This window comes from Bacteroides sp. CAG:633, from assembly GCF_000435115.1.
In the GTDB taxonomy this organism is placed as follows: Bacteria; Bacteroidota; Bacteroidia; order Bacteroidales; family Bacteroidaceae; genus Bacteroides; species Bacteroides ndongoniae.
This window is the reverse complement of sequence record NZ_FR883069.1, coordinates 3,135-25,603: the sequence shown is the minus strand read 5'-3', so window position 1 is coordinate 25,603 and position 22,469 is coordinate 3,135. Positions and strand designations below refer to the sequence as shown.

Annotated in this window: 16 protein-coding genes and 1 tRNA gene; 16 read left to right on the top strand and 1 reads right to left on the bottom strand. The window is 45.0% G+C overall.

Features of this window, described 5'->3' with window-relative positions:
* The 7 genes from QVP67_RS07940 to QVP67_RS07910 all read left to right on the top strand — a co-directional run.
* A partial coding sequence (locus tag QVP67_RS07940) for a zinc-binding dehydrogenase (protein ID WP_288180025.1) occupies window positions 1-723 on the top strand: 723 nt, incomplete at its 5' end.
* Window positions 720-1,517 (top strand): arginase family protein, encoded by a 798-nt coding sequence (locus tag QVP67_RS07935; RefSeq protein ID WP_022163035.1) that lies wholly within the window; start codon window positions 720-722, stop codon window positions 1,515-1,517. The genes QVP67_RS07940 and QVP67_RS07935, both read left to right, overlap by 4 nt.
* Before the next feature lie 147 nt (window positions 1,518-1,664).
* The gene (locus tag QVP67_RS07930; RefSeq protein WP_071150745.1) at window positions 1,665-3,329 is read left to right on the top strand and encodes a glycogen/starch synthase; all 1,665 of its coding nucleotides are present in this window, start codon (window positions 1,665-1,667) and stop codon (window positions 3,327-3,329) included.
* 31 nt (window positions 3,330-3,360) lie between these two features.
* A complete protein-coding gene (locus tag QVP67_RS07925) occupies window positions 3,361-5,925 on the top strand; it encodes a glycosyltransferase family 1 protein (protein ID WP_022163033.1) in 2,565 nt (854 codons plus the stop codon).
* A 228-nt stretch (window positions 5,926-6,153) separates the two neighbouring features.
* Window positions 6,154-6,825 carry a DUF2461 domain-containing protein gene (locus tag QVP67_RS07920; protein WP_022163032.1) on the top strand — a complete coding sequence of 224 codons (672 nt, stop codon included), beginning with the start codon at window positions 6,154-6,156 and terminating at the stop codon, window positions 6,823-6,825.
* 37 nt (window positions 6,826-6,862) lie between these two features.
* Complete coding sequence (locus tag QVP67_RS07915; RefSeq protein WP_022163031.1) at window positions 6,863-7,309, top strand: YhcH/YjgK/YiaL family protein; 447 nt, start codon at window positions 6,863-6,865, stop codon at window positions 7,307-7,309.
* 27 nt (window positions 7,310-7,336) lie between these two features.
* A complete protein-coding gene (locus tag QVP67_RS07910; protein ID WP_022163030.1) occupies window positions 7,337-9,349 on the top strand; it encodes an alpha amylase C-terminal domain-containing protein in 2,013 nt (670 codons plus the stop codon).
* A gap of 273 nt (window positions 9,350-9,622) precedes the next feature.
* On the opposite strand, the gene QVP67_RS07905 is transcribed toward QVP67_RS07910, so the two are convergent.
* Window positions 9,623-9,696, bottom strand: a tRNA-Arg gene (locus tag QVP67_RS07905).
* Between the two features lie 167 nt (window positions 9,697-9,863).
* On the opposite strand from QVP67_RS07905, the gene QVP67_RS07900 reads away from it, so the two are divergent.
* The 9 genes from QVP67_RS07900 to QVP67_RS07860 all read left to right on the top strand — a co-directional run.
* Window positions 9,864-10,334, top strand: coding sequence for a threonine/alanine tRNA ligase second additional domain protein (locus QVP67_RS07900; protein ID WP_022163029.1), 471 nt, complete (start codon window positions 9,864-9,866; stop codon window positions 10,332-10,334).
* Window positions 10,335-10,601: 267 nt separating this feature from the next.
* Window positions 10,602-11,033, top strand: a complete 432-nt coding sequence (locus tag QVP67_RS07895; protein ID WP_205410643.1) for an Hsp20/alpha crystallin family protein — start codon at window positions 10,602-10,604, stop codon at window positions 11,031-11,033.
* A 331-nt stretch (window positions 11,034-11,364) separates the two neighbouring features.
* Entirely contained in the window at window positions 11,365-12,123 is a 759-nt protein-coding gene (locus tag QVP67_RS07890; protein ID WP_022163027.1) for a tetratricopeptide repeat protein, read from the top strand.
* A 472-nt stretch (window positions 12,124-12,595) separates the two neighbouring features.
* On the top strand, window positions 12,596-15,331 hold the full coding sequence (locus QVP67_RS07885) for a TonB-dependent receptor (protein ID WP_022163026.1): 2,736 nt from the start codon (window positions 12,596-12,598) through the stop codon (window positions 15,329-15,331).
* A 21-nt stretch (window positions 15,332-15,352) separates the two neighbouring features.
* Complete coding sequence (locus QVP67_RS07880) at window positions 15,353-17,806, top strand: choice-of-anchor J domain-containing protein (protein WP_022163025.1); 2,454 nt, start codon at window positions 15,353-15,355, stop codon at window positions 17,804-17,806.
* Window positions 17,807-17,915: 109 nt separating this feature from the next.
* Window positions 17,916-19,220, top strand: coding sequence for a DNA/RNA non-specific endonuclease (locus QVP67_RS07875; protein ID WP_022163024.1), 1,305 nt, complete (start codon window positions 17,916-17,918; stop codon window positions 19,218-19,220).
* A gap of 429 nt (window positions 19,221-19,649) precedes the next feature.
* On the top strand, window positions 19,650-20,513 hold the full coding sequence (locus QVP67_RS07870) for a DUF3737 family protein (protein WP_022163023.1): 864 nt from the start codon (window positions 19,650-19,652) through the stop codon (window positions 20,511-20,513).
* Between the two features lie 12 nt (window positions 20,514-20,525).
* Window positions 20,526-21,758, top strand: a complete 1,233-nt coding sequence (locus QVP67_RS07865; protein ID WP_022163022.1) for a MalY/PatB family protein — start codon at window positions 20,526-20,528, stop codon at window positions 21,756-21,758.
* 24 nt (window positions 21,759-21,782) lie between these two features.
* Window positions 21,783-22,469 (top strand): MATE family efflux transporter (locus QVP67_RS07860; RefSeq protein WP_288180024.1); only part of this gene is annotated, 687 nt, incomplete at its 3' end.

Here is a 22,469-nt window from a genome sequence, read left to right as displayed (position 1 = left end):
GGTTGGGCGTTGGGCTGCCGCATCGACGGTGGACAGGCCGAATACGTGCGTGTTCCCTATGCCGATCAAGGGCTGAACCGCATCCCCGACTCGGTGAGCGACGAACAGGCTCTTTTCGTGGGCAATATTCTGGCTACAGGTTATTGGGCAGCCCGCATATCCGAGATTAAGCCCGATGATACAGTGCTGCTTATCGGAGCAGGTCCGACGGGCATCTGCACCTTGCTTTGCGCCCTTTTGAAGCAGCCTCGGCGCATCATTGTCTGCGAGAAGTCGGCCGAAAGAAGACGCTTTGTCGAAGAACACTATCCTGATGTGTTGGTGACGGAACCCGATGCGTGTCAGGACTTTGTACTTGCGCACAGCCTTCATGGAGGCGCCGATGTGGTAATAGAAGTAGCAGGTTCGGACGATAGCTTTCGCCTGGCATGGCAGTGCGCACGCCCCAATGCTGTGGTCACCGTCGTAGCCCTCTACGACCGTCCGCAGGTGCTTCCGCTGCCCGATATGTATGGTAAGAATCTGACTTTCAAGACGGGTGGAGTGGATGGATGCGATTGCGCCGAGATACTCCGTCTGATCGAACAGGGAAAGATAGATACCACACCGCTCATCACCCACCGTTTTCCGCTCTCCGACATTGAAGAAGCTTACCTCCTGTTCGAAAACCGTGCGGATGGAGTAATCAAGGTGGCCATTACCATGGAAGGAGGATGCCGATGAAGCCAAACATCATCCTGATGAATTTCACTCACGTTTACGAAGAAGAGAACTTCATAAAGAATCGCCGCTTCCGATGGATTGACTGCACCGACCTGAACGGTGTGGATTGCTATTGCGATGTCGATGCCCGTCGTCGGCTCGAAGAGAAGATCGCTTCGTTTTCGCCCGAGGGCATTCACTTTATCGATTCGGGCAACTATCACTATCTGAGCAAATTGTGGACGGATAAAATTCGTGAACCTTTCTCGTTGGTCGTTTTCGATCATCACCCCGACATGCAGCCTACATTGTTCGAGGATATGCTATCGTGTGGATCGTGGGTGAAGGATGTGCTCGAAACCAACTCTTTTCTGCATAAAGTGTTCATCGTGGGGGCTGCCGAACCGCTGGTCGAAGCCATGACGACGGGCTATGGCGACAAGGTGAAGTGTTATAGCGAAACCGACTTATCGCATGAAGAGGGCTGGAACCGTTTTTCGGAAGAACATGTCGATTGCCCCGTTTATATATCCGTCGATAAGGATGTGTTGAACGGAGCATCGGCCGCTACCAATTGGGATCAGGGCTCACTTACACTGGACGAACTCGAAAGTTTGCTGGGCATTATCCTGAAAAAAGAAGCCGTTGTGGGGGTGGATATTTGTGGCGAATGTTCTTGTTCGCTCAATTTCTTTGAAGAAAAAAGAGAACTCGCCATAAACGGAAAAGCCAATAGCGAGCTGCTGGCTTTGTTTCTGAAATCAGCCGAATCGCATGGATGCCATAAACATGTTACATTTATGTCTCGTAAATGAGATTTTAAAAAGGCTTTGAATGCCGCTGTACCGTTTTGTAGGGGCGTTTGCGGATTGTTATCATTAGTTTTTTTAGTTAAAAAACTATTTTTCAAAGAATAATATGTATTTTTGCGGGCACAATAAAGTTGAGATATAATGACATATATGACTAGAGAACTACTGACCCCCGATTATATCTTTGAAGCAAGTTGGGAGGTATGTAATAAAGTAGGTGGTATTTATACGGTTTTGTCGACAAGGGCAAATACTTTACAAAATAAGTTTCGTGACAGAGTGATCTTTATAGGGCCTGATTTCTGGCAGGGAAAGGAAAATCCCCTGTTTGTCGAATCAGACAATTTATGTGCGGCATGGAAAAAACATGCGACAGAGAAAGATCAGCTCGCAGTGCGTGTAGGCCGTTGGCAGATTCCTGGCGAACCGATTGTCATACTCGTTGACTTCCAGCCTTTTTATTCACAGAAGAATGAAATTTATACCGAAATGTGGAATCGCTATCAGGTTGATTCCCTGCATGCGTATGGCGATTATGACGAAGCGTCTATGTTTGCTTATGCGGCTGGCCGTGTTGTGGAAAGTTTTTATCGCTACAACCTGACGACAGCCGACAAGGTAGTTTTTCAGGCACACGAATGGATGACAGGCATGGGAGCCCTTTATCTGAAAACGGCTGTTCCCGAGATAGCAACCATTTTTACTACACACGCCACTTCGATAGGACGTTCGATTGCAGGCAATGACAAGCCGCTGTACGATTATCTCTTCGCTTACAACGGCGATCAGATGGCGGTCGAACTGAATATGCAATCCAAGCATTCCATCGAGAAGCAGACCGCCCACAACGTCGATTGCTTTACAACCGTCAGCGAGATTACCAATAACGAATGCCGCGAGTTGCTCGACAAGTCGGCCGATGTCATTCTGATGAACGGATTCGAAAACGATTTTGTTCCGAAGGGGGCTACTTTTACAGGTAAGCGCAAGCGCGCACGCGCCCTGATGCTGCGTGTAGCCAATTGCCTGTTGGGCGACAACCTGGATGATGATACACTGATTATCGGTACGAGCGGACGCTATGAATTTAAGAATAAGGGTATCAATGTCTTTCTGGAATCATTGAATCGCCTGAATCGTGATAAGAATCTGAAAAAGAAAGTACTGGCCTTTGTCAATGTGCCCGGATGGGTAGGCGATCCGCGCGAAGACCTTCAAGCCCGTTTGAAAAAGAAAGACGGCAAATACGATACTCCGCTCGAATGCCCCTTTATCACCCATTGGCTGAGAAACATGACGCACGACCAGGTGCTTGACATGTTGAAATATCTGGGCATGGGCAATCGGGTAGAAGATAAGGTAAAGGTTATCTTCGTGCCCTGCTATCTGGATGGAAAAGACGGTATCCTGAACAAACATTATTATGACGTCATTCTGGGCGAGGACCTCAGCGTCTATCCTTCGTATTACGAGCCGTGGGGATATACGCCGCTGGAGAGTGTGGCTTTCCATGTGCCCACCGTTACAACCGACCTTGCCGGCTTCGGGCTTTGGGTAAAAAGTTTGAAGAACCAGCATGGCATCGACGACGGCGTAGAAGTGTTGCATCGCTCGGACTATAATTATTCGGAAGTGGCCGACGGCATCAAAGATACCATATCGGCGTTCTCGGCTAAGACCGAATCCGAAATCAAAGAAATACGTAAAAGAGCAAGCCAGGTAGCCGAACAGGCTTTATGGAAGCACTTTATACAATATTATTATGAGGCTTATGACGTTGCCTTGCGCAATGCCATGAAGCGTCAGTTGGGTTAACGTAATTATTTATCAATCAAGTTATCATACAATGAAGATTAAAGTTAGTAATGTAAACACTCCGAATTGGAGGGAAGTGAATGTGAAATCTCATATTCCTGAAGAACTGGAGAAGTTGTCTGAATTGGCACGAAACATCTGGTGGTCGTGGAACTATGAAGCTACTGAGTTGTTTAAAGACCTTGATCCGGCTCTTTGGAAAGAAGTGGGACAAAATCCCGTTCTACTATTGGAACGTATGAGTTTTGCCAAACTTGAAGCATTGGCAAATGATAAAGTAATTCTTCGCAGATTGGAAGCGGTTTACTCCAAGTTCCGTACTTATATGGATGTAGAGCCGGACAAAAAACGTCCTTCTGTAGCCTATTTCAGTATGGAGTATGGTTTGAACCATGTTCTTAAAATATATTCAGGCGGTTTGGGTGTACTGGCCGGCGACTATCTGAAGGAAGCTTCGGACAGCAATGTCGACTTGTGCGCGGTAGGTTTCCTCTATCGTTATGGCTATTTCACTCAGACACTGTCGATGGACGGCCAGCAGATTGCCAATTACGAGGCACAGAACTTCGGCCAGTTGCCTATCGACCGTGTGCTCGATGAAAACGGTCAGCAAGTAATTGTCGATGTACCTTATCTCGACTATTATGTACATGCTTATGTATGGAGAGTAAACGTAGGTCGTGTTTCTCTGTATCTGCTTGATACGGACAACGAAATGAATAGCGAGTTCGATCGTTCTATTACTCATCAGCTTTATGGTGGCGACTGGGAAAACCGTCTGAAACAGGAAATCCTGTTGGGTATCGGTGGTATCCTGACACTGAAGAAGTTGGGTATCAAGAAAGATATCTATCACTGCAACGAAGGACATGCTGCTCTTATCAATGTTCAGCGTATCTGCGACTATGTAGCCGAAGGACTGACTTACAACCAGGCTATCGAATTGGTTCGTGCTTCTTCGCTTTACACCGTTCATACACCTGTGCCTGCCGGTCACGATTATTTCGACGAAGGCCTGTTCGGTAAGTACATGGGAGGCTATCCTTCAAGAATGGGTATCACTTGGGATGAACTGATGGACTTGGGCCGCAACAATCCGGGCGACAAGGGCGAGCGCTTCTGTATGTCTATCTTTGCCTGCAACACTTCTCAGGAAGTCAACGGCGTAAGCTGGTTGCACGGAAAAGTATCGCAAGAAATGTTTGCACCTATCTGGAAGGGCTACTTCCCCGAAGAAATGCACGTAGGTTATGTAACCAACGGTGTACACTTCCCGACATGGAGTGTAACCGAGTGGAAACAGCTTTATGCTGCTCACTTCGACGAAAACTTCTGGTTCGACCAGTCGAATGCAAAGATCTGGGAAGCCATTTACAATGTGCCCGATGAAGAGATCTGGAAGACCCGCATGGGATTGAAGAACAAGCTGATTGACTACATCCGCCGTCAGTTCCGTGAAAGCTGGCTGAAGAATCAGGGTGATCCTTCGCGCATCGTATCTCTGCTCGACAAGATCAATCCGAATGCATTGCTGATTGGATTCGGTCGTCGTTTCGCTACTTACAAGCGTGCTCACCTGCTGTTCACCGACCTGGATCGTCTGGCCAAGATTGTGAACAACCCCGACTATCCTGTTCAGTTTCTCTTCACTGGTAAAGCTCACCCGCACGATGGTGCCGGCCAGGGATTGATCAAGAAGATTATCGAAATCTCTCGTCGCCCTGAGTTCTTGGGTAAGATCATCTTCCTTGAGAACTACGATATGCAATTGGCACGTCGTCTTATTTCGGGTGTTGACATTTGGTTGAATACACCGACTCGTCCGCTCGAAGCATCTGGTACATCTGGCGAAAAGGCATTGATGAATGGTGTAGTCAATTTCTCTGTACTCGACGGTTGGTGGCTCGAAGGCTATCGCGAAGGTGCTGGTTGGGCTTTGACCGAGAAACGCACTTATCAGAACCAGGAACATCAGGATCAGCTCGATGCTGCTACTATCTACAGTATCCTGGAAACTGAAATTCTGCCTTTGTACTATGCTCGCAACAAGAAGGGATATTCTGAAGGCTGGATCAAGACGATCAAGAATTCTATCGCTCAGGTTGCACCTCACTATACAATGAAGCGTCTGCTGGACGATTACTATAGCAAGTTCTACAATAAGGAAGCCAAACGTTTCCATTTGCTGGAAGCCAACGGTTATGCGAAAGCCAAGGAAATTGCCGCATGGAAAGAAACTGTGGCTGAAAAGTGGGATAGCATCGAGATTGTTTCGAGTGAAAAGTCTAAAGAAGTTAGACAAGGATCTATCGAAAGCGGTAAGGAATATACCATTACTTATGTAATAGATGAGAAAGGCTTGGACGACGCTATTGGTTTGGAATTGGTTACTACCTATACTGCAGCCGATGGTAAGCAGCACGTATACTCTGTAGAACCGTTCGAAGTAGTGAAGAAGGAAGGTAATCTCTATACTTTCCGTGTAAGTCACAAGTTGGAGAATGCTGGAAGCTTTAAGGTAGCATATCGTATGTTCCCCAAGAATCCGGATCTGCCTCATCGTCAAGATTTCTGTTACGTTCGTTGGTTTATCTGATACGAAGTAAACGATAATCAGGATTGGGGTTTCCTGTCCTGATAAAAGAATAGGCTGCGTCGGCAAAGTGTCAATGACAGATTTTGCTGATGCAGTCTTTTTTGTGTTCGGGTGTTTGTCGCAATGTTTCGGGCAGGTTGGTGTATGCGGGCAGTTTCTATTTTTTGTGTACTTTTTTAGTTTCTTCAAAATTTTATTTGTAAGTTTGTCAAATAAAAGAAGAATGATATGGATATTTCCGTTATATTCCAATTTTTGAAAGATTTGGCCGCAAACAATAATCGCGAATGGTTCAATGCGCACCGCGATTACTATGAGGCCGCCCGTAGCGAGTTCGATCATTTACTTTCTGCGGTTATCTCTCGGATTGCCCTGTTCGACGAGAGTGTCCGGTGTCTGGAGCCTAAAGACTGCACCTATCGGATTTATAGAGATACCCGTTTTTCAGAGGACAAGACTCCTTATAAGATACATTTTGGGGGGTATATCAACGCAAAAGGGAAAAAGTCTTATCATTGCGGATATTATGTGCATTTGCAGCCGGACAATTGTCTGCTGGCAGGAGGCAGTTATTGTTTGCCGTCGCCTTTGTTACGTGCTATAAGGCAGGCGGTGTACGACAATATGACAGAGTATCGCAGTATTGTAGAAGATCCTCTCTTCAAACAGTATTTTCCGGTTGTAGGAGAGACTTTCCTGAAAACCGCTCCCAAAGGTTTTCCGAAAGATTATCCTTATTTGAAGTATTTGCAATGCAAGGAATATACAGTGGCTTGTAGTCAGCCGGATCATTTCTTTTTTGAACCGGATTGTCTGGATCGCATCGATGATATTTTCAGGCAGATGAAACGCTTTTCAGACTTTATAAACTATACAATCGATGAGTTCGAATATGAATAATGCTTATATGATAATAACCAACTAACATCTTAAAACTATGGTAATAGACAAATTGGAGCATATAGGAAAGTACGTCTCTCTGCATCCGTTGTTTGCACAGGTGGCAGAATTCTTGAAATCGTGCGATTTGAAGAATATGGAAGTCGGAAAAACAGAGTTGAAGGGTAAAGAGCTTTGGGTAAATGTGGCTCAGACACAGCCGAAAACTTCAGAGCAGGCCCGACTGGAAGCTCATCAGGAATATATAGACATTCAGATTCCTCTTTCAGGAGATGAAATCATGGGGTATACGCCGGTTCAGGATTGCCTTTCGGTAAGTACACCTTATAATGCGGAAAAGGATATTGTCTTCTTTGACGGTCCTGCCGAAAGCTATATTACTGTCAAGCCTGGCATGTTTGCCATCTTTTTCCCTCAGGATGGTCATGCTCCCGGCATCACACCCGATGGAGTGAAAAAAATTATTGTGAAAATAAAAGTCTGACTGTATAAAATCCTAAGATAGTATTTTATGGAAACATTGAACTTGATAAAGAATGACCCGTGGCTTGAACCTTATGCTGACGCTATCAATGGTCGTCATCAGCATGCCATAGACAAGGAAGCCGAACTGACCAACAAGGGAAAGAATACTTTGTCGGACTTCGCATCCGGTTATTTGTATTTTGGCTTGCATCGTACTGCCGACGGATGGGTATTTCGTGAGTGGGCTCCTAACGCAACTCAGATATTCTTAATCGGAACTTTCAATAATTGGAAAGAAGAAAAGAAATATAGCCTGAAGCGCAAGGCCAATGGTAATTGGGAAATCAAATTGCCTGCAAATGCCATGAAGCATGGTGACCTGTACAAAATGATGGTACATTGGGAAGGCGGTCAGGGCGAACGCATCCCTGCATGGGCTACACGTGTGGTGCAGGACGAGCAGACAAAGATTTTCAGCGCACAGGTTTGGGCTCCCGAGAAACCGTATAAGATGAAAAAACGGGCATTTAAGCCTGTGAAAAATGTGCCTCTGTTGATTTACGAGTGCCACATCGGTATGGCTCAATGCGAGGAGAAGGTTGGCACTTATAAGGAATTTCAGGAAAATGTGCTTCCGCGTATAGCCAAGGATGGTTACAACTGCATTCAGATTATGGCTATTCAGGAGCATCCATACTATGGAAGCTTTGGCTATCATGTTTCCAGTTTCTTTGCTGCATCATCGCGTTTTGGTACGCCCGAAGAACTGAAGGAACTTATTGATACCGCTCACAGCATGGGCATCGCCGTAATCATGGATATTGTCCATTCTCATGCCGTAAAGAATGAGGTCGAGGGACTGGGTAATCTGGCAGGCGATCCCAATCAGTATTTCTATCCGGGCGATCGTCATGAGCATCCGGCTTGGGATTCGCTGTGTTTCGATTACGGAAAGAATGAAGTGCTTCATTTCCTTCTGTCTAATTGCAAATACTGGCTCGAAGAGTACCACTTCGACGGATTCCGTTTCGACGGAGTTACTTCCATGCTTTACTATAGTCATGGTTTGGGCGAAGCTTTCTGCAACTATGGCGACTACTTTAACGGACATCAGGATGATAATGCGATCTGCTATCTGACGCTTGCCAACCGACTGATTCATCAGGTCAATCCTTTGGCTATCACTATTGCTGAAGAAGTATCAGGTATGCCGGGTTTGGCAGCCAAGTACGAAGATGGCGGATATGGCTTCGATTATCGGATGGCCATGAATATCCCCGACTACTGGATAAAGACTATCAAGGAAAAGATTGATGAAGACTGGAAGCCTTCCAGCATGTTCTGGGAAGTAACCAATCGTCGTAGCGATGAAAAGACTATTTCGTATGTCGAAAGCCACGACCAGGCCTTGGTGGGCGACAAGACCATCATTTTCCGACTGATCGATTCGGATATGTATTGGCATATGCAGAAGGGTGACGAGAACTATCGCGTTCATCGCGGTATTGCCCTTCACAAGATGATTCGTTTGCTTACTGCTACTACCATCAATGGTGGTTATCTGAACTTTATGGGTAATGAGTTCGGTCATCCTGAATGGATCGATTTCCCACGCGAAGGTAACGGATGGTCGTGCAAGTATGCTCGCCGTCAGTGGGATTTGGTCGACAATCATAATCTGGCATATCACTATATGGGCGATTTTGATGTCGATATGTTGTCTGTCATCAAGGGAATGAAAAATTTCCAGGATACTCCTGTACAGGAAATCTGGCATAACGATGGTGATCAGATATTGGCTTATATGCGTAAGGATCTTGTGTTTGTTTTCAACTTCAATCCTAAACAGTCGTTCACCGATTATGGCTTCCTGGTACCTGCAGGTTCTTATGAAGTAGTTTTGAATACTGACAATCCTGCCTATGGTGGCTATGGGTTCAGTGACGATACCATTAAACATTTCACCATGCCCGATCCTCTTTATAAGAAAGAGAAGAAAGAGTGGCTGAAGTTGTATGTACCTGCGCGTACGGCAGTTGTATTGAAGAAAACAAAATAAGAAATACGAAACGTTTTGAGTAACGTTTTAAGCAAGGAGGGTGTTTGTACATCCTCCTTTTTTTGTCAGTGCCGATGCGTTTTCTTGCCGAATCGTACTTGAGCCCTAATTCAGGCAAGTGCTCGATGCGAGCCACACAAGTGTCTGAGGTGAACTGCACAAGTGTTCAATAAATGGATTACAAGTGTCTGGCGGGGTAGGGGCTTGATGAGAGGAAACAGAAAAGGAAGCCTCAAAACTGTTTTCAGTGTTTTGCAGACTTCCTTTTTTCTGTGATTCCGTTGCGATTCGAACGCAAGACCCACGCCTTAGAAGGGCGTTGCTCTATCCAGCTGAGCTACGGAACCAGCCTTAATTGCGGTGCAAAGGTACGCTTTTTTATGAAATCTACAAATGTTTTTGGATAAAAATATTCAGATTTTGGATTTTAGAGTACTTTCTTCACGAATTATATGAGAAATATGGCTATCTTTGACTCTATATCCTGATAAAATAACAAGAAACTAAAACTAAGATGGAAGAACAGCAAATACAGCTCAATGAGCATAATAAGGAGGAATTTCCTCCCATGCACACCTGTGAACACATTGTTAACCAGACAATGATTCGTCTGTTTGGTTGTGGTCGTTCTGTATCGGCGCACATTGAGCGCAAAAAGAGTAAATTGGATTACCGGCTGGAGCAGCGTCCGACGGAAGATGATGTGAAACGGTTGGAAGAGGCTGTGAACGAAGTGATACAATCGCATTTGCCCGTCACTACAGAGTTCATTTCACAACAAGAGGCAGAAGGCCGGTTCGATTTGAATCGCCTGCCCGACGATGCTTCGTCGACAGTGCGTGTCGTTAAGGTAGGAGACTATGACGAATGTTTGTGCATAGGGAAGCATGTGGCTAACACGTCTGAAATAGGTGTTTTCAAGATTATCAGCCATGATTGGAATGAAGAAGACAAGCGTTGGAGGATTCGTTTTAAACTGACTTGAAATTAATGTTTTCTTTGAAGTAGTAGCAAAATGTCATAAAATCGGTAGAATAGTCATTAAATGGATGACATATTGTCAATGAATATGCTTTTTCTTTCTTGGCATATAGTTTGCAATATCTCTAGCGAACGACGGTTCAGAAACCGAGAGTGAAGCATTCGGGAGTGCTTCCGAAAGAAGTCGCTTGAAAGTGCGAAGCTTGAGATTTCGAGAATGGTTGTTCAGAATTAATTGGAATGTTAAACTAAACTATAGGAGATTACAACTATGATGCCTGTTAGAAGAAATCAAAATTGGTTACCGAGTATTTTTAATGACTTTTTTGATAACGATTGGATGGAAAAAGCAAATGCTACAGCTCCTGCAATCAACGTGTTCGAAACAGAGAAAGAATATAAAGTCGAGTTGGCTGCTCCGGGTATGACAAAAGATGACTTCAATGTTCATATCGACGAAGATAACAATCTGGTTATCACAATGGAGAAGAAGAATGAGAGTAAGGAAGAGGATAAGAAGGAGGGACGTTACTTGCGTCGTGAGTTCTCTTACTCTAAGTTCCAACAGACAATGATTCTGCCGGAAGATGTTGATAAGGAACAGATCGCTGCCCATGTAGAGAATGGCGTATTGAACATAGAATTGCCTAAATATACAGAGCAGGAGAAGGCAAAATCGAAAAGAGTGATCGATATTCATTAAGGTGCCGGTAATTTAATCGACCGCTTTTCATCAATGAAAGAAGCGGTTGGAATATAAATAAAGTGGCTGTTGATTCTGAGAAAGAAAGAATCGGCAGCCACTTTTTTTATTGTTTTCTTCTTGAATAGAGTTCTTAATAGCACTTTCAGTGTGGATGCTTACTTGCTTAATCGTTTTATATCAGGATTTTATGATTTGTACGGATGTGAAAATTTACGTTGTATAACGTTTGTTATAACAAACGTAAAAAACTCAAAAAAGTTAAAAAGGTTTTGATGGTTGCTTTCTGTCTGTTACTTTTGAGAAGTCGATTTAAAAACAACTAAAGCATATGAAAAAATTAATTTTATCTCTTGCACTTTGTTGTGCAGCTACAACTTTTTTTGCGCAGGAAGCTACTGATCCTGCAAAATTGATTAACGAAGGTAAAGCAGCTCTGGAAGCAAAGAACTATCAGGAAGCTTACACAAAATTCAGCACTTATCTGACGCAAACCAACAATCAAGACTCTGTAATCGCTTATAACTGTGGAGTTTGTGCCGACAAAATTAAAAAACCGGCAGAAGCCGTTAAGTATTTTGATATTGCCGTTCAGAAGAAATACAACTTGGCCAACGCTTACATTGGAAAAGCTGGTGCTTTGAAGGACTTGAAGAAAAACGATGAATATGTAGCTACTTTGAAAGAAGGTTTGGAAGCAGTTCCCGGAAATAAGACTTTGACCAAATTGTATTCCAATTATTATATCAACGCTGGTATTACCGCTCAAAAGGCTGGTAAGGTAGAAGAAGCCGAAGAAGCTTACAAGCAGGTTTTGGCTTTCCAGGAAAATAACGTAAACGCATTGTACAGCTTGGGCGCTTTGTATTTCAACAACGGTGCCACTATCCTGAAGAAAGCTACTCCGCTGGCAACTTCCGACCGTGCAAAATACGATGAAGAAGCAGCAAAAGCCGATAAGGACTTTAAGGAGGCTAAGACATATCTGGAAAAACTCGTTCCGCTGTTGTCTGCTGACAAACCGGCTCAAAAGAAGATGCTGGATAATGCAAATAACTTGTTGAAGCAGGTTGCTGAGCAATTGAAATAAGAATAGAATAGTTTAAATATTGGGGCCCATGAGGTAAGAAGGGTACGCTCTTCTTGCTTGAATGGATTTGGGAAATATCCCGTTTGTTTGGTTGTATTCGTCTTTATTATGGCGTGTGTACCAAATAGACGGGATATTCTTTTAGGTATAAATAGTGCATAATCCCGAAAAATAGCCGAGTCCAAATATCATGAAAAGAGATTTTTTTTGTTTTATAGAACGTCATTGCAAAAGTGCTTTTTCCTGTTAAAATGTAAATAGCCTTGCCTGTTGGCTTACAGATTGAAATATGGTTTGCGCAAGGACGGAAAACTGGCTGTAAATGCGAATTAAAAGGATTTTAAAAAGCCTTTTGAGGCATTAAAAAAAGTAGCATAAATGTAATATAAATCTTGTTTTAATTAGTTATATTTGCAACTCGGAACATAAATTAATGTTTAATTAACACTATCTATTAACTAAAAGAAGGATTATGAGAAGAAATCTAATTCATTTCCTATTAGTTGCTGTGATGTCTGTGCTCAGCTCGTACGCGATGGCTCAGACTACAGTAAAAGGTCAACTTGTTGACGCAGAAACAGGTGAACCGTTAGTGGGAGCTGCCGTTATGGTAGAAGGTACTACGCAAGGTTCGGTAACCGACATTGACGGTTATTTCAAGCAAGGCGTTGCTCCGAATGCCACTTTGGTATTCAAGTATGTGGGTTACAAGGACCTGAAACAGAAAATCACACAGAAGGGCGCTTCTGTTGATTTGGGAGTCATTAAGATGCAGCCGGATGCTGTGATGCTGAATGACGTAGTCGTTACTTCTTCTGTGGCTATTGCCCGAAAGACTCCTGTTGCTGTGTCGACAGTAGAGCCTGTGTTTATCGAAGAAAAGTTAGGTACGAAGGAATTCCCTGAGATTTTGAAATCGACTCCTGGTGTATACGCTACTAAGCAAGGTGGTGGTTTTGGAGACTCCCGTATCAACATGCGTGGTTTCGAATCCGAAAATATCGCGGTAATGATCAATGGTGTGCCGATGAACGATATGGAGTGGGGAGGTATTTATTGGTCAAACTGGGCCGGCCTTTCTGACGTGACTCGCAGCATGCAGACTCAACGTGGTTTAGGTGCTTCTAAAGTATCTGCTCCTTCGGTGGGTGGTTCTATCAATATTGTGACCAATTCTGTAGAAGCAAAGAAAGGTGGTTCCGTTTCTTATGCGATGGGAAATGACGGTTATAATAAGATCATGTTTAACGTATCTACAGGTATGAGCAAGTCTGGTTGGGCATTGACATTGCTGGGTGCCAAGACTTGGGCCGATGGATACATTCAGGGTACCGAATACGAGGCTTATAACTGGTTTATCAATATCGCAAAGCGTATTAACGACAACCATCAGCTTTCGTTTACAGCTTTCGGCGCTCCTCAGTGGCACAACCAACGTAATAACAACGACGGTTTGACTATTGAAGGCTGGCAGACTGTAGCAAAGAAGTATATGAATGGTGACAGCCCCTACAAGTATAATCCGACTTACGGATATGGCTTGAATGGCGAAAGAAAGACTTCTGCCCGCAATGCTTATCACAAACCGCAGCTTTCTTTGAATCACTTGTGGCAGATTAACCGTAACTCTTCTTTGAGTACAGCTTTGTACGCATCTATCGGTAACGGTTATGGATATGCCGGTCAAGGTTTTACTTCTTCTGATAGAAGCAACTGGTATGGTGCTTCTTATGGTACATTGAACACTACTTTCCGTCACGAAGACGGTACTTTCGCATACGACGAAATTTATAAGCTGAATCAGGAAAGCGATACCGGTTCGAAGATGGCCATGTCTAAGTCTTATAACAAGCACACTTGGATTGGTTTGCTTTCTACTTATACTACAAAGTTCGGTGAATATGTAGATTTCTATGGCGGTGTTGATTTCCGTTATTATAAGGGTGTGCATACCAATGAATTGTGCGACCTTTATGGTGGTGACTATTACATCGACTCTTCCTCTCGTCAGAATGTATTAAAAGCTAATAATGCTGCCGCAGCAGCCGGCGATGCTTTTGTTAACAAGAAATTGCAGGTAGGCGATGTGGTTTATCGTGATTATGATGGTTATACCGTACAGGAAGGCGTATTTGCACAGGCCGAATACAACAGAGACAAACTGAGTGCCTTTGTTGCCGGTTCTATCTCGAACACCGGTTATTGGCGTTACGACCGCTTCTACTATGATGCCGATCATGCCAAGTCTAAGACTGTAAACTTCTTGGGATGGACTGCCAAGGGCGGTTTGAACTACAACCTCACTGACAATCATAATGTTTTTGCCAACATTGGTTATATCAGCCGTGCTCCTTTCTTCTCGGGAGGTGCTTTCCTGCAGTCTACAACCAGCAACCTGACCAACCCGGATGCGGTTAATGAAAAAGTATTCTCTGCAGAATTGGGTTATGGCTTCCGTTCGAAATATCTGACTGCCAACCTGAACCTGTATCACACGAAGTGGTTGAACAAGACCATGAGCCGTGGTATCGATTTGAAGAACCGTGACGGTGAGTTTGTCGATCGTATCAGTATCAACATGAGTGGTGTAAATGCTATCCACCAGGGTGTTGAATTGGATTTGGTTGCTAAACCGTTCAGATGGTTGGATGTTCGTGGTATGTTCTCTATGGGATACTGGCGTTGGAATTGCGATGCTAAAGGTTACTTCTACGATTCAACCGGTCAGCCTGTAAAGAGCTGGACAAGCGAAGGCGAAATTGTTCACGCTTCAGGTATCCAGGCCGAAGATCATGCTTCAATGACTATCCACTTGAATGATACCAAGGTTGGTAACTCTGCACAGACAACAGCTGCTTTGGGATTGGATGCCAAGATTACGAAAGACCTTAGTGTAGGTATCGATTGGAACTACTACGGACGCAACTATGCTGAGTGGTCATTCAATTCGAGCGATCTGGTAGCCAACGGCGAAAAGTCATACGACAGTCCTTGGAGAATTCCTGATGCAAACGTGTTCGACCTGAGCGCCAGATATCGTTTCAAGATTGGTAATATCAATGCGACACTTTATGGTAATATAGACAATGTATTCGATCAGGAATATATTACCGATGCGATCGATGGTGCTTCGCACAGCTGGGAAGACGCCCGCGTATTCTATGCCTGGGGTCGTACGTACAGTGTAAGACTGAAGCTTAATTTTTAATCTTTAAAGTTAGTCGATTTTATGAAAAGAAAATATATAATTCCCGTAATGGCATCGTTGCTCGCATTAGGCGGTTGCGATTACAATGAAGATAACTTTGCTGGGCTCGACGAAATGACTCGTCCTACTGATGTGCGGAATGACACCCTTCGTCTGGTTGATTCAGATTATTCGCTTATTGCTAGCAACAGTATTAATCAAGAGAATGCATTGAAGATGGATCCAGAAGGAAAATTTTATGTGGAGGCTTTAAAAGCTGTAGGAACGAATAAGTATTTTACTGAAGATGCTCAGGCTGCATGGTATTTGCCTACTTTCATCTCCGGCAAGTTCCCTTATCTGGACGATAATTCCAAGGTTACGGTCTATTATAACAATTTTGAGAATCTGCCCGAATATCTGAAGGACTTCAATGGCATTAAAAGTTATAGCCTTACTTCTGACGATTATGAATTGATATGGGGGGATCAAGTTACAGCTAATTTTCTTTCTCCTAAGTCTATAGGTAAAATCTCATCTGTTTTGAAGGCTGTAAATCCTGATGCAAAAGATGGAGATATGTTAGTGGTAAATTATGCATATTCGGAAACAGAACCTAGCATTGGTGGCGGAGGTAGTGGAGAAACTCCGAGTGAACCAACTTGGACACAGTTAGCTACAATTCCAGTACGTTCTAAAGGTGAAAACTGGAACTATGTCAATATGGGAGCTGTAGATTTGTCTGCATATAAAGGACAAAGTGTTAATATTGGATTTAAATATACAAGTACTGCTCAGGGAGGAGCTAAATGGGAATTGAAGAATTTCAAGGCTCTTTCTGTTCCTTATCTGGATGTTTATCTGTTTTCGAAGCAAGAAGATGGATCATTTAAGAAAGTTGAAACTTCAAAAGGATTTACTGGTGCTGGTGAATATGTGATAGCTTCATTGGGTGCTGATAATAATTACTACCCGTTTGGTCGTTTAACAGGTGACGATTATACATATGGTTATATGTATCCTGATCCTATTACTGTGACAGACGGAGTTATTTCTGCTGCTGATGCTGCATACAGTGTCATGAGTGTCGAGGCTACGGCAAATGGTTTTGCATTGAAAAATGCAATAGGAAAATATCTCTATATGTCAGGTTCTTATGATAGCTTCAATGTAGCCGACACGATGGGGGAGGACGGATACGAGTGGACCATAGCTTCTGCTGGAGGTTCTGATCTTTTCTCGATTACAAATGTGGCTAAGAATAAGAGTGTAAAATTGAACTATTATGTAAATAAAGACGGAGAAGCATCTTATTCTTACGGTTCATATTCTGCTGACAAGGTAGGTGGATATACATATGCCGAGAATTCATTGTTAGGCGATGAGGGTGGCTTTACTATCTACGATGTAAATACTGGAGGCCTTGATTATGTATGGGCTAATGATAAAACTTACGGATGGATAGCAAATGGATATGTGAATAATACAAATCATGACACTGAATCTTATTTGGTATCTCCTACTATTGAAATTGCAGAGAATGCAGTATTACCGTATTTTACTATAGATGAGGCTTTTAGATTTGGTTCAGTAGAAACTATAACAGTTTGGATTACTACTAATTATCAAGTCGCTAGTTCGGCATTGGCAATGACCCGTGCTTCTGTCACCCCGAATACTTCTGCTGTTTACCGTTACAACGCTTCTTCTCAATCATGGAGCAAGTATTCTACTGATGCTGCTGATATCGCTGTATTGCAGCCTGCCGATTATACGCAGATGGGATACTCTTACGTAAGCAAGCCTGCTGAAACTTTGCCGGTTTACCTGCAACGTACTTATCCTTATGCTAAGACAAACGATGTAGTGACCGTTGTTTACAATTCCAATAGCGACGGTGCTATTGCAGCAACCGAGTTCACTTACGACGGTGCGGCATGGACACAAACTACTGTAGCTTCTTCAAGCATCATCACTTTCCAGAAGACAGATGGCAAGTGGGAAGAGGCTCGTGTTTATTTAGAGTCTTCTTTACTGAATGGTGAAAGCGGTGGCTTCACTGCACAGGATATCGAGCTCTCCGGTTTGTCGTTTGTTTGGAAGCTTGACAATTCTTATGGTTGGAAAGGATCCGGATACTTAAGTGGTAATAAAGAGGCTGAAAGCTGGTTGATTTCTCCGGAAATTGATTTGACCAAGGCGGTTGCTCCGACGATGGTATTCGACATTGCAATCAATTTCTTGTCAGGCAACGACCTGAAGAATCACTTGAATGCCAAGATTTCTACCAACTTCTCGGGTGACGCTACTACAGCTACATGGGAAACATTGGAAATCACCGGATGGCCTGAAGGTACAAGCTGGGATTTCAGCACCATCGAGCCTGTCAGCCTGTCACACTTTGTCGGCCAGAAGATCCGTCTTGCTTTCCATTATAAGAGTACCGCTGCGGTTGCTCCTACAGTAGAAATCAAGAATATTTCTATCAAGGAATAAGACGTAAGCTAAATAGATAAAAGGAGGAGTTACTGGAGCCCAGCTCCTCTAACTCCTTTTTTTGTCGGTTATATAGTTTGATATTACTAATAAATAAAACTCTATTTTGATGAAGAAGTTATCTTTAATGTTCGTTTTGGCACTCGGATTGTGTTTTACCGGGTGTAATGACGACTCCGATGTGCCTGCCAACGGTTATATCGAAACCACACAGCAAGGCTCTTCTACCGTAATACTGAAGGGCTATGCCAACAGTAACGAAGGCTTCAGCGTTTTCGAAACGGAAGAATTCACTAATCCTTTCTATATACAGGACAAGAAGTTTACGGGCAGTGCCTGGCGCTTTGTACTGGCTGGCGAAGGGGCGTTGGAAAGCATGACCGGAGTCCCGGCCGACAATGCCTGGCAGGAAACCGCCGAAGTGGTGGAAGGTAAAAACTACTGGGCCCGTTACAAGGGAGCTACGAAATATACGTTCCTGAAGCTGAGAGTAGCCTATATTCAGGGCAATAATGTAGCAATAGAATACATCGTCGACAGTTCCAAGGACCGTGACCTGAGCGAGAATGGCAATGCCAATGCAGCTGTAGGCGACAATGTTTCGGTAACGTCTTACGAGATTCCTTATCTGAATGCAGCCAATCACTATGTGGCTCATTTTGTAGAAACAAACGGCGAACAGATGCTGAATTATGCATTGGAGTGGAACGAAGAAAAGCAACATGCTGCATGGGTAGCTTTCAGTTTCGACAAGATTACGGCTCAGAAGAACGTACAACGCGCTCCCGATGATGCCTGGTCGCAGGATCCGGAACTGCCCGAAGGAATCAAGCAGCCGGAAGAGTCCAATCACAAGAGCGACGGCTACGATAAGGGTCACTTGTGTGCTTCAAACGATCGTGCTTACTCTGAAGAAGCCAACTGGCAGACATTCTATTACACGAATATCTCTCCGCAATTCTCTTCGTTCAATCAGGGCTTCTGGCAAGGCTTGGAAGAACAGGTACAGCAGTGGGGAGCATCCTGTCTGTCGGACGTATACGACAAACTGTATATCACCAAAGGTGGTACGATAGACAACCTTTTGATCAACTTCAAAGGTTCCGTAGCTGCTGCGGACAGTAAATTCCCGACAACCGATGCCAACGGTTTTACCCCGAAAGGTCTGGCTTGTCCTAAGTATTACTTCATGGCTATCCTGGCACAGAAGGGAGACACCTACCATGCAATTGGTTTCTGGGTAGAACACAAGGAAGACTGGCCCAAGAAGCCGACTGCCGATCAGCTGAAAGCCTGTGCAGTAAGCATCGACGACCTGGAAGTGAATACCGGTCTCGACTTCTTCTGCAATCTGCCCGATGTGATAGAGGATGAGGTTGAAAGTTCTTGCAATGTCAACGACTGGGCTTGGTAAAGCATTCCGAATAGGAATTCCCTGACAGAGAATGCAGGGAATGTGATAAAGGCATTGTTTTAGCCATTACAACAGGCATGCACGGCTTTGTGCAAATGCATGCTTTTGTAGGCTGAAACAATGCCTTTTTTTGATGTTGGCATGTGTGGAAGTTGGGAGGTGGAGTCCGGGATTTAAGAAATCCGTAATCGGGGTAGGCATCACGGGGATTTGTATACCATGTCGTTACCGGTAACTTTCTATTTTTGCATCAGGTAATCATCCCGAGGAGAGTTCGTTGCGAACAGTTTTTTTATATCTTTGCCGGCCGAAAGCCGATCGGCAGTGGCAGGATAGGAAACTGGTCTGCCATGCAGGCGTTCGGGCAAGGCAACTCTTTCTCGGAGAAGTTGTAGCATTGATAATTATTCAACCATAAAGATTTAGTTTATGAATATTATTAGAGATACCGAGTTTGGAGGAGAACGTCCCTTATTCGAGTCACACAACCTCCGTCTGGAGAATGTAGTCATCCGTGCCGGAGAATCGGCCATAAAAGAGTGTAGCAACATCGAAGCCTTCGAGTGCCGTTTCGAGGGAAATTATCCTTTCTGGCACGTACACGGTTTCACCATCGAGCGTTGCTATTTCGATGTAGGAGGACGCTCTGCCTTGTGGTATTCCGATCATCTGACGATGAAGGACACTGTTATCGACGCTCCCAAGATGTTTCGCGAGATGGAAGAAATCGATATAGAGAACGTGACGATGAACGATGCAGACGAGGTCTTCTGGCGTTGCAACGGCATCCGTGTAAAGAACCTCAAACTGCATGGCGGAACTTATCCGTTCATGTTCAGCAACAACATTCGTGTCGACGGCTTGGAGAGTGACAGTAAATATGTATTCCAGTATGTGAAGAACGTAGAGATCCGTAACGCCAGGATCACCACCAAAGATGCTTTCTGGGAGGTAGAGAATGTGACGATCTACGATTCCGAGCTCAATGGCGAGTATCTGGGATGGCATTCCAGAAACCTCCGTTTGGTCAATTGCCACATCACCGGCGAGCAACCACTGTGCTATGCGCACGATCTGGTGCTGGAAAACTGTACGTTTGGCCCTGACTGCGACCGTGCCTTTGAGTACAGCACGCTGCATGCCGACATACGTGGGGCAATAACCAATATCAAAAATCCTACTTCGGGCACGATTGTGGCAGACGCTATCGGTTCGGTCACCTTGGATGCGAACATCAAGGCGCCTGCAGATTGCCGGATCAGGCTGCGAGACGGGCGTTCCTTCACCGATTAAAACAAACAGACGATGAAATATAACTTTGATGAGATTGTGCCGCGGCGGCATACGAATTCGTATAAATGGGACAGTGCGCCGGCTGGCAAAGAAGTACTTCCCCTGTGGGTGGCAGATATGGATTTTCGCACCGCTCCGGCTGTTGTCGATGCTTTGGAGCGGCGGGTACGTCATGGCATTTTTGGTTATGTCCGTGTGCCGGATGCCTATTACGAATCGGTCAGCAGCTGGTTCGGACGCCGTCATGGCTGGAAGGTGGAGAAGGATTGGATGATTTACACGTCCGGGGTTGTTCCGGCTCTTTCGGCAGTCATCAAGGCGCTGACGGAACCGGGCGACGGGGTGCTGGTACAGACACCGGTATATAATTGTTTCTTTTCGTCTATCTGCAACAACGGATGCCGGATTGTGACCAGTCCGCTGAAATACGAAAACCGTACGTATCACATCGATTTTGAAGATCTGGAGCGCAAGACGGCCGACCAGAATGTCAAACTTATGTTGCTTTGCAATCCTCATAATCCGGCAGGGCGCGTATGGACTCGCGATGAGTTGTGCCGCATCGGGGAAATCTGCCGGAAGAATCAGGTGAAGGTGATTGCAGATGAGATTCATTGCGAACTGGTGTTTCCGGGGCATGTCTATACTCCGTTTGCTTCCATCAGTGAGGACCATTTGTGGAATTCGGTGACCTGCGTTTCTCCGAGCAAATCGTTCAATCTGGCCGGATTGCAGATTGCTACCATCATCGCCCGTGACGAGGCTGTCCGGCAGCGTATTGATCGGGCCATTAACATCAACGAGGTGTGCGATGTCAATCCTTTCGGCATCGAGGCCACCATAGCTGCTTATAACGAAGGGGAGGACTGGCTGTTGCAGTTACTGGAATATCTGAAAGGTAATTACGACTATCTGTGCGAATTCTTCCGCATGCACCTGCCACACATTCCGGTTACGCAGCTGGAAGGGACTTATCTGGTATGGACCGATTGCCGGAGTCTGAACATCCTTTCGGAGACGTTGCAGTCGCGTCTGCTCGAAGAAACCGGGCTGTGGCTGAATAGTGGAACCATGTACGGAGCGGAAGGGGAAGGCTTCCTGCGTTGGAACATCGCCTGTCCGCGTGCGGTGCTGCAAGACGCTTTGATGCGTTTTCAAGGCTTTGTCCGCTCGTTGGGATGTGATGTTATGCCGGCACAAGACACGGAAGCTTTGGCGAATGTCGGCGTTCGGAAGAATGTATAACCTTGTCAGAAAGTGTAACGGATAATGATTCAGTTAAAAAAGGCCGACGGGCTGCTTGCACTGATCCGCAATGGTCAACCGTTGACCTTGGGACAACAGTTGCGCCTGACGGTGCAGCTCAGTATTCCGGCGGTTATTGCGCAGTTGTCTTCCATCGTCATGCAGTATATCGATGCGGCGATGGTCGGCAGTCTGGGAGCCGAAGCATCTGCTTCCATTGGGCTGGTGTCTACAACGACCTGGCTTTTCTCCGGGGTATGCGCGGCTGCTTCGACGGCATTTTCCGTTCAGGTGGCCCATCGGATCGGAGCCGGCGACATGCATAGTGCGCGTGCCTTGTTGCGGCAGGCGTTGACGGCTACTTCTGTTTTCAGCCTGTTGCTGGCTATCGTTGGGATGGCAGTCAGTCCGGTGTTGCCTGTCTGGCTGGGAGGCGATGCATCCATTCATTCCGATGCCACTCTTTATTTTTTCATCTTCTCGCTCTTTTTGCCTGCTTTGCAGATCAATTTCTTGTCGGGCGGTATGCTTCGGTGCAGCGGTAACATGCATGTGCCCAGTCTGCTTGGCGTGGTGATGTGCGCGCTGGATGTTCTGTTCAACTTCTTCCTGATTTTTCCTTCGCGTGAGTTGGTTTTTGCGGGTTTCTCTTTCACGATGCCCGGAGCAGGGCTCGGCGTGGCTGGTGCGGCGTTGGGCACGGCTGCTGCC